Below are 12902 nucleotides of genomic sequence, written 5' to 3'. Positions count from 1 at the left end.
AATAGCATGACGAATCAAAAAGTAGCCGTAATTACGGGTGGTGGTAACGGCATAGGCAGCTCTATTGTCGAAGCCTTTGTGCACGATGGGTACACCACTGTTATTGCCGACATCAACGAGGAAGGTTCACTGCTGCTGCAAGAGCGCTTGCGAGCGCAAGGCGGTACGGTGGATTTCCACAAGCTAGATGTGGGCTCAGAGGAGCAAATTGCTGGGTTGTTTGAATACTTGGATCGCCAATACGGGCGTTGTGATGTGTTGGTGAATAACGCTGGCATTGCTAAAACCATCCCGTATTTGGAATACCCCAAAGAGCATTGGGACTTGGTTATGCGTGTCAATGTGACAGGGCCTTTTTTACTGTCTCAGTATGCTGGCAGGTTGATGAAGAAAAATGGCTGGGGGCGCATTATTAATTTGGCCTCTATCAGTGGCGAAATTGCGAGCTTTGGGCGTGCCGCATATGGCACATCTAAGGCAGCGGTATACGGGCTAACCCGCCAAATGGCCATTGAGCTGTCTGAATATGGCATTACTGCTAACGGTATTTCGCCAGGGCCTATTGAAACACCGCTTACGCAAGTACTGCATAGCGATGAGGCACGCAAAGCCTATACCGACCGTGTGCCTATGGGGCGTTACGGTAGCAGCAATGAAATTGCGGCAGCGGTATTGTTTCTAGCCTCTGAGGGGGCGTCGTATATCAATGGTCATGTATTGCCAGTAGACGGTGGTTTTCTGGCTTCAGGTGTGTTGCAACCTTAATGTGTAGGTGATGGTGTAATGATTAATGCTTCTATCTCAGGCTGGGCTCATAGCAAGTTTGGCAAGTTGGACAATTTGGACGTAGAGCGCAGTATTGCTGAAATGGCTGCGCAAGCGGTAGAACATGCAGGGCTAGATTGGGAAGACATAGATTCCGTACATATAGGGCACTTCAATGGCGGGTTTTTGTATCAGGACTTCCCGTCTTCACTGATTTTTAACCACATCCCCGAACTACGTTTTCGTCCTGCTGTACGTGTGGAAAATGCATGTGCTACGGGTTCGGCTGCGGTGCACTCGGGTTTAGATGCCGTACGTTCGGGTAAAAGCAAACATGCACTGGTAATAGGCTACGAAAAAATGAATACCTTGCCTACTGCCGAGGTAGGTAAGGTGCTATTGAAGTGTTCGTATGCCGAAGAAGAGGCAAATGTAGAGGGTGGTTTCGCCGGTGTGTTTGGGCACATTATCGCGAAAACCTATTTTGAACGCTATGGCGATCAGTTAGATGCGTTGGCCGCCATTGCGGCTAAGAACCATGCGAATGGTGCGCATAACCCTTACGCGCATTTGCAAAAAGACTTGGGCTTTGAGTTTTGTCGACAAGAGTCCGAGAAAAACCCATACGTAGCTGGCAAGTTAAAACGCACCGATTGTTCCATGGTGTCGGATGGTGTGGCAGCGCTGGTGATTAGTAATAGGCATTACACGCCTAATCATGCCAATCGGGTGGACTTCTTAAGCGTGGCTCATGTGAACGATTATTTACCGTTAAGCAAACGTGATCCTATTGCCTTTGAAGGAGCGAGGCTTGCGTGGCAGCAGGCTTTGTCAGCCGCTGGGTTACGCATAGGCGATCTGTCGTTTGTGGAAACCCACGATTGCTTCACTATTGCCGAGCTTATCGAATACGAGGTCATGGGGTTGGCAGAACCAGGCCAAGGGGCTCGTGTGATTTTAGACGGGGTAAGCAGAAAAGACGGCACACTACCTATTAACCCATCGGGTGGGCTGAAATCTAAAGGGCATCCTATTGGTGCAACGGGTGTGTCTATGCATGTGATGGCGGCAATGCAGCTAACTGGGCAAGCTGCTGATATGCAGTTGCCACACGCAGACATGGCGGGTGTTTTCAATATGGGTGGGGCTGCGGTGGCAAATTACGTCAGCCTACTAGGGTGTAACTAAACGAGGTCAAGATGCTGTCTACTGTAAAAAATCTTGGTTCTTTACTCACCGATGTGAGCCATCGGCTTCCCCATGAATTGGCGTATGTGCAAGGCACACAGCGCTACACCTGGCAAGAGCTCAACGCTAGGGTTGATGCGATGGCGCATGCTCTACAGCAGTTAGGTGTGGGGCATGGCGACAAAATTCTGGTGCATTCTAAAAACCGTATCCAGCTGTTTGAAAGTTGCTGGGTGGCATTTAAGTTGGGGGCAGTATGGGTACCCACAAATGTACGTATTACCGAGCATGAAATCAGTTATTTAGCGCAGCACAGTGGGGCTAGTGTCATCATTTACGATGAAGGCTATGAGTCACATGTGCTAGCGTGCCACGAAGCCTCTACCAGCATTAAGCATGTGATTGCTATAGGTGAGCCTAACGAATACGAACATGGCTATGAAAAGTTAATTGCTAGCCATAGGCCAAAAGGTGAGTTCCAAGCGGTGGATGTGCAGTACGACGATCCTCTGTGGTTTTTCTATACCTCGGGTACCACGGGTATGCCCAAGGCAGGCATTTTGACGCATGGGCAAATGGCCTTTGTGATTACTAACCATTTGGCTGATTTGATGCCGGGGTTAACGCATCAGTCGCGCTCGCTGGTGGTAGCACCGTTATCGCATGGTGCAGGTATTCATGCGTTAGTGAATGTGGCGCGTGGTGCGGCCAGTATCGTGCCTGCGGGTAGCCGTTTAGAACCTGAAGAGGTTTGGGCATTAGTAGAAAAGTACGGTGTGGACAATATGTTCACCGTGCCTACTATTGTGAAAATTTTGGTCGAACATGACTCAGTGGATCGCTACGATCACAGCTCCTTAAAGTATGTGATTTACGCTGGCGCACCTATGTACCGTAGCGATCAGAAGCATGCACTACAAAAATTAGGCAAAGTGCTGGTGCAATATTACGGTTTAGGCGAAGTTACCGGCAATATCACCGTATTGCCTGCCGCATTGCACGATGCTGATGATTCCCCTGACGCGCGTGTTGGCACATGCGGTTATGCCCGTACAGGTATGGAAGTGGCTATTTTGGATGAAGAAGGGCGCAGGCTAGCGCCGTTTGAAACAGGCGAAATTTGTGTGCGTGGGCCTGCGGTGTTTAAAGGCTATGACAACAATGACAAAGCCAATGCCGAGGCCTTCCGTTTTGGGTGGTTTCATACGGGCGATATAGGCCATATGGATGCACAGCAATTTTTATACATCACAGGCCGTCATTCCGATATGTACATTTCGGGCGGCTCTAATGTGTACCCACGCGAAATAGAAGAAATTTTCTTAACACATGATCAGGTGTCCGAAATTGCTGTGCTGGGCATCCCTGACGAAAAGTGGGGGGAGGTAGGTGTAGCGGTGATTGTGCCTAAGGCAGGCACTATTTTGAATACCGAAGAGATGCAAAGCTTTATTCAGGGGCGGGTAGCACGATACAAACAGCCTACTCACTACTTTTTCTGGGAACACATGCCCAAATCTGGGTATGGCAAGATCGTAAAAAAAGAAATACGGAAAATGCTGTCCTACTAAGACGAGGTAGGCAGGTAATGCTGGGCCACTCACAAGGTAGCCCCGCTTTATAAAGTATGACACGTACTTGTTTATGCCGGGGTGATCACCTCATCACCGGAGGAGGAGTTGCCATGTTACAAAGCCGCGCGTTGGCAGCCGCTGCGTATGGGGAAAAAGAGTTTCTTCTTCATATACCTGCAGGGCAGACTATTAGTCAGGCCATACAAACACAATTGCGGGATGCAGAGCACATACGGTTCGCGCTGCTGTCGTTCCAGCCAGGTTATTTAGAAAGCGGAGTGTGCCATACCGCTCCGCCCGATAGTGCGGGTAAGTTTATTGTGAAATACGGAGCGGGCCACGAGTTTGGGCCGTGCTTGCTGTTGGCGGGTGATGCCGTGTTGGGTGAGGACCAGTACGGTGCGCCATTAGTGCATTGTCATGGTTGCTTAGTAGAGCAATCTACCCAAATTAGCTTTGGTGGGCACCTGGACTTATCGCGTTGCATTGTGGGTAAACAAGGGCTTTCGGTACAAGTTTTAGTAACTGCCGACATAGGCTTTGTTGCCAAGAAAGATAGCACCTCACAAATGCATGTGTTTCATCCCTCTATCGTATCGGCAGAGGCTAGGCTATGACAGCACAACTATTACAAGGTCAGCCTGGTCGCATCGTGAAAGCACGTTTGCAGTGTAATGATGATCTGGTGTTGGGCATAGAAGATATCTGTGCCCATTACGGTATGGATCACGTGTTTGTAAAAGGGGGATTGGGCAGTTTGTTTAGGGCGCAGTTGTTGGTGAACGAATCGGCTGATGAGCCTGACTCATCCATTGATATTACTGGCTACGCCGTAGAGCTGCTAACACTACGTGGCGAGGTTAAACACAATGGTCAGCAGCCTACAGCTAATTTGTTTGGCATGGTGGCAGATAACCAGGGAGTTGTGTATTCAGGGCGTTTTGTACGGGCTGAGGCACCAGTATGTATTACGGTGGAATTAGTGCTGCAAGAGTGGCTAACACACGAGAGGAAGGGGTTATATAGGTGATATTGGCATCTGTGTAGCAACAGGCTGTACCACTAGCATTAGCCATTTTGGCATTGGAGGTGGTGTCAGCATGGCGACAATGCGTATTTCAAGCTACTTAAGCGGGTTAGAGATTTTTGAGGTTGCAGCGCGAATGGAATCATTCAAGCTGGCAGCGGAGGAACTGTTCCTGTCTCCTAGTGCGGTCAGTCAAGCGATACGCAAGCTTGAGGAGGATCTAAATGTAGAGCTATTTAGCCGTCAGGGTAGAGCTTTAGCCCTGACGGCTGACGGCCGTCTATTGTTAAACGGTGTAGAGAAAGGGTTACGTGAAATACGGGATAGCATACGGGGTGTGACGGCTGCCGACGAACGTTTGGTGCGTATTTATAGTTCACCTACGTTTTGCAGCAAGATTATCAACCCAGTATTGCAAAACTACATGAAAGCGACGGAAGAGTCCGTAAGCTTCGCGGTCATCAGTGAGTACATTCCTAATACAGAGCGCTTTAGAGAGTTCGATATTGCCGTGCTATATGGCGAGTCGTTTATGGAGAAAAAAGGGGTAGAACGTTTAGGTATTAACCGCTTGATGCCGTATTGCGCACCGCTGTTAGCCAATAAGATCCGCTCTCCACGCGATGTACTGAAGTACCCGTTAATTTTTAACGATAACCAAGAGGTAGACTGGGCTGACTGGTTTAGAGCCAATGGCGTAGACGACTTTAATTTCCGTAATGCCATTCATTTCAACAGTGGAATACAAGCCATACAAAGCGCTAAAGAGGGCATGGGGTTTTATGTAGAGTGCGAGCGTATCGTGCAGCACGAAATAGAAACGGGCTTATTAGTGAGCCCGTTTCAAGGTAAGGCAGAGCCAGTGTTACGCCATTTGTATTCCATGTATGTGGCCAAAAACAAGGCCAAACATAAAACAGTACAAGAGTTGGTAGCCGTTATTGAAGCGGCTTATGGTCAGCTGGCAGCGTAGCTTGTCTGATCGTATCGCTGTGTATTAATGCACTGCACTTTTAGAAAATACATTCACAATAATTACGCCAGCAATAATGAGCGCCAAGCCTATTAGCGCTGGCAAATCTAGGCTTTGTTTGTGAATAAACCAACCTGCTAAAGAAATCAGCACAATACCTACGCCAGACCAAATAGCATACGCAATACCGGTGGGGATGCTGCGTAACGTTAATGACAAGCAATAAAAGGCAATGGCGTAACCTACCACTGTGATGATGCTGGGCAGTACGCGGGTGAAGCTCTCCGACGACTTCAATGCAGTAGTAGCAATGACTTCAGCAACGATGGCGATGGCTAAGGGCAGGTAAGGGGATGACATGTGTAGCGTGTTCGGTAAGGGAAAGAGTGTGATCAAGCACTATAGCCTGACCACACACATGGAGTTAAATCGAGATGGCAATTTTGCCGAAATGTTGCCCTGATTCTTGGTACGCAAAGGCTTTGCTGAGTTCTGTCAGCGCAAAGGTCTTATCTAGAATAGGGCGCCAAGATTGCTGATTTAATGCACGCACCATATCTTGTTGTTGTGATCGACTACCTACAAGCACCCCTTGTAGGGATACGCGTTTAGCCATCAACTCACGGGTAGGAATGTCGCCAGAAAAACCAGTCAATACACCAATAAGGGCGATATGCCCACCAATTCGGGCTGCACGTATAGACTGCGCCAAGGTGCCAGGGCCACCAACTTCTACAACGATGTCTGCACCACGACCCTGCGTAAGTTCTAGCACGCGGTTCCCCCATTCAGGGGTGGAAGGGTAGTGAATAACGTGATCAGCACCCAGCTCTTTTAGTCGTATAGCTTTGTCATGGGAAGAGGTCGTAATAATGACTTGTGCACCCATAGACTTTGCTAATTGCAGCGCAATAATGGATACACCACCGGTGCCCAGTAGCAAAACGGAATCGCCTGCTTTGATTTTTCCATCCTCTACCAACGCTACCCATGCGGTTAAACCGGCGGTGGTAAGGGTGGCAGATTCAGTATGGTTGTAGCCGGTAGGGGCGAGTGTAAAAGCGTTCACCGATGCGTTGACGTATTGGCGGGCGTAGCCGTCTATACCATCACCAGGTACGGTGCTGAAGTCAGCCAATAGGCCAGGGCCAGTTTGCCACGTAGGGAAGAAGCAGGATACTACTTGGTCGCCTACCTTGAACTCGGATACGCCTGCGCCCACAGCTGTCACTATACCTGCACCGTCAGACAGAGGAATGCGTCCATTTTGCGCTTCGGTTGTGTATTTTGCGACGAGTAGGTCATGGTAATTCAATGAACTGGCATGCAGTTGCACTTGAATTTCATGGGCTTGTGGTGCGGAAGGTTGGGGGAGGTCAACAGAGGTTAGACTGTCAAAACCACCGGGGTAGGATAACTGTATGGCGTTCATGGTGCTTCCTTTGCATCGCGAATGCGTGGCATCCGCGGTTCTGTTGTAAGAAACAGGCGTAAACCGTAGACACTTATAATGGCATTGCCTAGACGTACAAGCAAGGCATGCCATTGTTGCAAAGGTGGGCATTCTCTATCCAAGCTGTGGCAAAGCTGCATGTAGATTAGGGATGCGCTATTTGTTAGCACACTGTCCCCAAGCTTATTCACAGCAGTAGTGAATAACTGTCTGGTGTGTGGATAACGTGGGGTGAAAAGTAAGCGGCTAAAAAACAGGCTGCACTATAAAAGTAGCGCAGCCTATTTGTGCTCAGTCGTAGCGTCTTACTCGTTATAGGCTTTGAAAACCAATACGGAGTTATTGCCGCCCATGCCAAAGGAGTTACTAATGGCGATATCCAACTTATCCAGTTGTCGTGCTTGATTAGGCACATAGTCTAGATCGCAGAGTTCATCGCCAGGGGCGAAGTGCAATGTAGGGGGCAGAGTTTTGGTTTGCAGCGATTTGACTGTACTGATGGCTTCTAGAGCACCACATGCACCAATTAAATGACCCATATGGCCCTTGATACTGCTGACAGCCAAGCGGTGAGCATGGTCTCCAAACACTGTTTTGATTGCTTCAGTTTCAATACGGTCGCCCGTCATGGTACCAGTTGCGTGTGCATTGATGTATTCAACTTGCTCAGGCTTGAGGTCTGCATCTTTTAGTGCACGTGAAATCGCTAATGCTTGCCCATGGGGGTTGGGTCGCAGAGGATGGGTACCATCGTTACTGACGCCATAACCTATTATCTCTGCCAAGGGCGTAGCGCCACGCGCCAAGGCGTGCTCTAGTGTTTCCAGCACAATCATGGCGGCGCCTTCACCTAAAGCAAAGCCACTACGTTTGATGCTAAAAGGGCGGCAGCCGCCTTCAGGGTTGGAGTCTTTATCCAAACATAATACGTGCAACTGCTCCCACGCTCTCAGTAGTTCGGGCTGAATCATAGCCTCTGTACCACCAGCTAAGGCGCTGTCTACATAGCCATCTCGGATACGACGGTAGGCCTCACCAATAGCAACGGAGCCAGCTGTGCAGGCTGTGGCGTAGGTTTGAGCTTCTTGCGTGCACGACATCAGTTGTGCAATATGTGCTGTTGGGGCATTAGGCATGGCAGCAGGAATCAATAGCTGCACAATTTTTGGTCCTATCTTGTGGTAGCCCGCAAAAGCATCACAAATAGCTTTAATACCACCTATTCCAGTACCAAGATACACGCCCGTTTGTTGCAAAGTTTCAGCGGAAAGTGGCTGCTGTGCTAAGGCTTGTTTCGCTGCAAACAGAGCCAGTTTACTAACCCTATCTAGCATGATGCTTTGATTACCAGGCAGATCTTCATCTAGATCGGCATCCACCCAACCTACTGAATGACTCAGTTGCATGCCAGTATGGGGGCGAACACCGCAATAACCTTCAAGTAGCGCCGTAAAAAAAGCTTCGGGTGAGTGACCTATGGGCGAGGTTAACCCCATAGAAGTGATAACAACACGACGTTTCATGTAGCAATACTCAGCAGTTAGGAGTTAGAGGAAGGCGTACTTTTTTTAGCTGCTTTACGTGCAGGGGGGGGGCCTGCAGTAGACTTTTTAGCTGCTTTAGTTGCTCGCTTGGGCTTGGCAGGCGTGTCACTATCTGTTTGTACGGAATCCGTCGTTGCTGCTTTGGCTGCTTTCTTGGCCGTTTTGCTAGGGGCCTTTTTTGCTGCTTTTTTAGCGGTTTTCAACGCTGTTGGATCAGGTGAAACTTTAGCTTTTTCGGGCTGTTCAGTAGCAGGGGCTTGCGGCGTAAGTTCAGCACTTTCTGTAGTGGATGCCGCCGTTTCAATTGCCGCAGCTTTTTCTTGTTCTTCTTTGTTTAAGCGCGCTGCAACACTATAAGTATGGTCAGCCAACTCATCCAACGTTTTGGGGAAAAGCTCAGCAACTTCTTCTTGTGTACGGTACTCAGGTGGCAGCATATCGTCGGTAGAGATATCAAAGCGAGCCTCGATACCGAGCAAAATTTCCAACATGGCTAGTGAATCATAATGCTCAATGATGTCACTAAAAGGAGTGTCTTTGAGTAAGGCTTCTTCGTCACAACGGCAAACTTCAGCAATAATTTTCGCTAAAGCTGCCCGCAGTTCAGGGCGCTCAGGAAGTGTAATCATGCCTATTCCTTGTTGAATCGATAATTTTGTAACAAGCATAGCAAGATCGCCGCAGGTGCGGCGATCTGAATGGTTACAAAGAGTATAGGGAGTTAAGGGTACTGAACCAGTACGGTGGCTTGCGCATGTACTAAACCAGAGTTTACTGTATCACTGGTGCTGTAATAACTGGCTCGTAAAGGTAGATTCCAGTTCCTACAGTTACTGCCACATGAGCCTGCGTCTACTAATGCTAAGGCTGAGTTCTCAGGGCCTCCTGTTATATCAGCAGGAAAAGGCTGGCCTGCGTCAGGTTTATGCTCCAATAGAATACCCACACCTGTTGCTGCATCAGAAGGCGCAATGTTTTTCAGTACACCGGTTATGTTACTTGGGTCAGCGGTTCCTGTTATTCTTATTTCTGGTGTGCCAGATACATTGCTGCAGCGCATTTGTAACAAAGGCACATCAGTGGTTTCGAGCTTTGTGCCAGAGCCTGTAAATTGATAAGAATCTACGGGCGGCAGTGTCAGATTGATTACTTTGTTTGAAGTAAAGGAGCATGGCTCAGGTATAAAGCGTACTTGATTCGGGTTGTAGCGCAGTAGAGAGCCTGCGCCCACACCATCAACATCAACTCTGGCTAATTGCCCACTGATAGTCACTTGTCTTGATGCTGGCCAGGTGGTACTAATTAAAACGTACTCAACACGCATAGTGCCTACTGGTGGATAAAGAAAAAACTCATTTACACCGCCCTGACCTGGGTACGCCGTTGTACCTTCATTGCCAAGGCCTGCTATGAAAGAGATAGGTGCAAGTCTAGAAGAGGGCAGACCAGGGTAGTTCACACGATAGCCAATATTATCTGTACCTTGTAAGCGGTAGACGCCGGCAAGAGGCGATTCTTGTCCCATAACTCTAAAATTTTCAATTCTCCCTGGTAAACAGTTGGCATAAGCAACATACCTAGCAGCGCTGTAATAATCCATGCTATTAAGATCAGGAAAACTAAAATTTTCAACCGTATGCAGTACTGTTCCAACTGTTGCATCAGCGGGAACAACAACCTGACTTACCGCGCCTGTTTGAAAAGTAACGTTCAATAGAGCAGGTTGATAAGCCATGTATTCCGAAGTGCCGATGTTATCAATACATCCAGAAGGCGCTGCGAAAGCTGTTGCAGAAAATAATAGACTGCTGCCTAAGGCCAATACTCCAAAAGAGGCAGGGGTTATTCGCATACAATTTCCTTGTCTGTTGTTGCAGTAGAGTCAGCCAGCATTTCTGGGTTAATAGTAAATGAGCACTCTCCACTGTCGCCGTTAGTTCCCCATCTTGCGGTAAATGTTTGAATTTCAGTCAGACCAGACATCCACAGCCTACCAATAGGACCAACAATAGCTTTTTGGTCTCCTTCAGCATCGTAAATAGCGCTACCAAAGGGAACGATTTTATCGTTATGTTTTAGAGTAAATAACTCCGAACGACCTTGCTCAGTCTCAAAAGACACCAGCACAATAGCCCCTTTTGTTGGTACAGCTGTACGGTGGTTTTCTTGCAGAGTCACGTTGTCGTTGTAATAGTCGGCAGACAAAGATACTTGGTTTTCTCTATACGGTGTTGCGTAAGGAATCAGAGCTCTGCCGGAGCTATTGGTATGAATTGTTGGATGGCTGGATAGCTGTACATCAGCGGCACCAGGAGCCTCTACAATGATTGCTGTGCCTGTCATGTATTGACCCAGTAATATTCCACCTTTATCTACAACGATAGAACCGCTAGCAGAAATCTGACTTTGTGAGTTTTTGTGATTTCGAGCAATACTTGCTGACAACTGACCTATAGAGTTTTTATAGCTGGTGCTGGCGTAGTAATTGTTGCCAGTGGAGGTGTCGTCCTTAGATCTACCTGCGCGCACACTATATGTTAAGGCGTTGTTATCTAATGCAGAGCCTGACAGTGTCAAGTCATGTGAATAGTTACCACCGGTCTGACGAGAGAAACTATAGCCAGCATAGTTCGCGCCACCACCCAGCGGAATGCTCACGTTTAACATAATACTGTTTGTACGGCGCTGCCATTGGGAGTCAATACTATTGAACGAAATGAAATAGTTTACACGGCCAATGTTGTTGCTATAGCCTATATTAAATGAGTTCGACGCACGCACATTATTACGGAATTGTATTTTGGCATAAGACAGAGAAAGCGACCCGTAATCCCCTAAGTTTTGAGAAATGGATGCTTGGTATTCATGTGACTTATTCCAGAGAGTGCTGTTATAGAACTCATTCTGATTATTTGGGTTATTCAAATTCACCACCCTGCTGGTAGACAGCACTTGTGCTAAGTCTCTATAGCCATCAGAGCTATAGCGATACCCAAATAGGCGAAAATTTGTGCCAGTTAACTGTAGATTTTTAGCATATTGCACGCGGATAGCATGGCCGCTTAAGCGGTTTCCACTTTGATCTTTAGCATGTGAACGGACAATGTCAGCCGAAAGACCGCCAAAGTCGCTCATGTTTAATGCTAGGCCTAATGAACCTGCAAAGTAGTTTTTAGAGCCCATGGCTCCACCATAGACAGTGACGCCGGCTGGCAAACCATGTGCAAAAGTAAGCTGACCAACCATTGGCTCTTCAAAATTGCTGCTGTACGCTCGATATTTACCAAAGGAGGCACTATATTGCCACCTGCCTTCACGAAGCATGGATGGTAATACTGAGTATGGTTGGATATAACGAATGACTTGCCCGTTGGTTTCTTCAATTTCTACTTCTAAGTCCCCCCCGCCAGGAATAGCATACATGTCATTAATCATGAAGGGGCCGGGGGCTACAAAAGTAGAATAGATAACATTACCATTTTGACGAATAGTGACTTTAGCGCTTGCATTAGCAAAGCCCTCAACCGTTGGAGCATAGCCTTGCTCACTACTTGACAGCATGGTGTCATCGGATTCGAGCTTAATACCGCGTATACGTGATGCAGTAAAGGTACTAGAGTTGGTAGTGTTATCACCCATGCGTATACGGCTACGCCAAGTAGGAATGTCTCGTTCTATGTAGTTTTCGTTGAAGTTCCAATGCTGCTCACCGTTAGAGCGGTATAGGCTACCATTAGAACGGAAGCGCCAAGCACCTACGTTAAAACCTGCTTGTAGACCAAAAAAAGTAGAGTTACTGCTGTATCTATTCGCATTACTGTCTCGGAAACTACCGTTGTAGTGGGACAGTTGATAAGTGGCCCATGCACTGGTTTCGCCTTGGTCCCACATAGAGATAGGCACTACACCACGTACGTTATTATCTAACGCAATTTGGGGAACAGATAACGTAAGTGTTGCTTTGTTTGCATCAAAACTGTAAGTAGCAGAAGGCAACACACTTAAATCTACACATGCTTCATTATCCTGAGTTTCATATTCAGGAAAAGTAATAGTTTTAACACCTACTTCATTTAATAGCGGCATAGTTAAGCAAGGTACAGCATCTTTACCCTCCTGCTCATTGGGGATAAAGTTAACGGTGTGCTCACCAAAGTTGCGACGATTGACAATTATTTTGACTTGTTGCGGCCCAGGTAAGACTCTATTGGAGTGACTAAAAATAGATAGGTCAGTAGGGATTTCTTGGTTAGCTGGCCGGAACAAAAAACCGCTGTCAAAAAACTCCCCGTCATCGGCTTGTACAGCGAAAGAGCTAGTAAACAATAAGCCAGCGCAAGTAAGATGAATCGCGATAGTTTTTTTCATGGCGTTTTCT

At 47.6% G+C, this 12902-nt stretch carries 12 protein-coding genes; 6 read left to right on the top strand and 6 right to left on the bottom strand.

Translation table 11 applies throughout. From position 1 onward, the window contains the following. Nucleotides 1-6: 6 nt before the first annotated feature. The 6 genes from GY634_RS10825 to GY634_RS10800 all read left to right on the top strand — a co-directional run bounded on the left by GY634_RS10825 (nucleotide 7) and on the right by GY634_RS10800 (nucleotide 5527). Nucleotides 7-765, top strand: coding sequence for an SDR family NAD(P)-dependent oxidoreductase (locus tag GY634_RS10825; protein WP_341352824.1), 759 nt, complete (start codon nucleotides 7-9; stop codon nucleotides 763-765). Between the two features lie 18 nt (nucleotides 766-783). After that, nucleotides 784-1953 carry an acetyl-CoA acetyltransferase gene (locus GY634_RS10820; protein WP_166408550.1) on the top strand — a complete coding sequence of 390 codons (1170 nt, stop codon included), beginning with the start codon at nucleotides 784-786 and terminating at the stop codon, nucleotides 1951-1953. Between the two features lie 11 nt (nucleotides 1954-1964). Continuing rightward, a complete protein-coding gene (locus GY634_RS10815) occupies nucleotides 1965-3524 on the top strand; it encodes an acyl-CoA synthetase (RefSeq protein WP_166408549.1) in 1560 nt (519 codons plus the stop codon). Nucleotides 3525-3637: 113 nt separating this feature from the next. Next, a complete protein-coding gene (locus GY634_RS10810) occupies nucleotides 3638-4144 on the top strand; it encodes a PPC domain-containing DNA-binding protein (protein WP_166408548.1) in 507 nt (168 codons plus the stop codon). Then, nucleotides 4141-4557 carry a PPC domain-containing DNA-binding protein gene (locus tag GY634_RS10805; protein ID WP_166408547.1) on the top strand — a complete coding sequence of 139 codons (417 nt, stop codon included), beginning with the start codon at nucleotides 4141-4143 and terminating at the stop codon, nucleotides 4555-4557. Before GY634_RS10810 ends, GY634_RS10805 begins: the two co-directional genes overlap by 4 nt. Before the next feature lie 70 nt (nucleotides 4558-4627). Further along, nucleotides 4628-5527, top strand: coding sequence for a LysR family transcriptional regulator (locus GY634_RS10800; RefSeq protein ID WP_166408546.1), 900 nt, complete (start codon nucleotides 4628-4630; stop codon nucleotides 5525-5527). Nucleotides 5528-5551: 24 nt separating this feature from the next. On the opposite strand, the gene GY634_RS10795 is transcribed toward GY634_RS10800, so the two are convergent. The 6 genes from GY634_RS10795 to GY634_RS10770 all read right to left on the bottom strand — a co-directional run bounded on the left by GY634_RS10795 (nucleotide 5552) and on the right by GY634_RS10770 (nucleotide 12892). Continuing rightward, nucleotides 5552-5887 carry an SMR family transporter gene (locus GY634_RS10795; RefSeq protein ID WP_166408545.1) on the bottom strand — a complete coding sequence of 112 codons (336 nt, stop codon included), beginning with the start codon at nucleotides 5885-5887 and terminating at the stop codon, nucleotides 5552-5554. A gap of 64 nt (nucleotides 5888-5951) precedes the next feature. Further along, a complete protein-coding gene (locus GY634_RS10790) occupies nucleotides 5952-6959 on the bottom strand; it encodes a zinc-dependent alcohol dehydrogenase family protein (protein ID WP_166408544.1) in 1008 nt (335 codons plus the stop codon). 326 nt (nucleotides 6960-7285) lie between these two features. After that, nucleotides 7286-8503 carry a beta-ketoacyl-[acyl-carrier-protein] synthase family protein gene (locus GY634_RS10785; RefSeq protein WP_166408543.1) on the bottom strand — a complete coding sequence of 406 codons (1218 nt, stop codon included), beginning with the start codon at nucleotides 8501-8503 and terminating at the stop codon, nucleotides 7286-7288. 17 nt (nucleotides 8504-8520) lie between these two features. Then, a complete protein-coding gene (locus GY634_RS10780; protein ID WP_166408542.1) occupies nucleotides 8521-9153 on the bottom strand; it encodes an acyl carrier protein in 633 nt (210 codons plus the stop codon). A 92-nt stretch (nucleotides 9154-9245) separates the two neighbouring features. After that, a complete protein-coding gene (locus GY634_RS10775; RefSeq protein ID WP_166408541.1) occupies nucleotides 9246-10376 on the bottom strand; it encodes a fimbrial protein in 1131 nt (376 codons plus the stop codon). Continuing rightward, the gene (locus GY634_RS10770) at nucleotides 10367-12892 is read right to left on the bottom strand and encodes a fimbria/pilus outer membrane usher protein (protein ID WP_166408540.1); all 2526 of its coding nucleotides are present in this window, start codon (nucleotides 12890-12892) and stop codon (nucleotides 10367-10369) included. The genes GY634_RS10775 and GY634_RS10770 overlap by 10 nt, the downstream gene beginning before the upstream one ends. Nucleotides 12893-12902: the final 10 nt, after the last annotated feature.

This window comes from Paenalcaligenes suwonensis, from assembly GCF_011290505.1.
Taxonomy (GTDB): domain Bacteria; phylum Pseudomonadota; class Gammaproteobacteria; order Burkholderiales; family Burkholderiaceae_B; genus Paenalcaligenes; species Paenalcaligenes suwonensis.
Note: the sequence above shows the minus strand (reverse complement) of the source record. Positions and strands in the feature narration are given on the sequence as shown.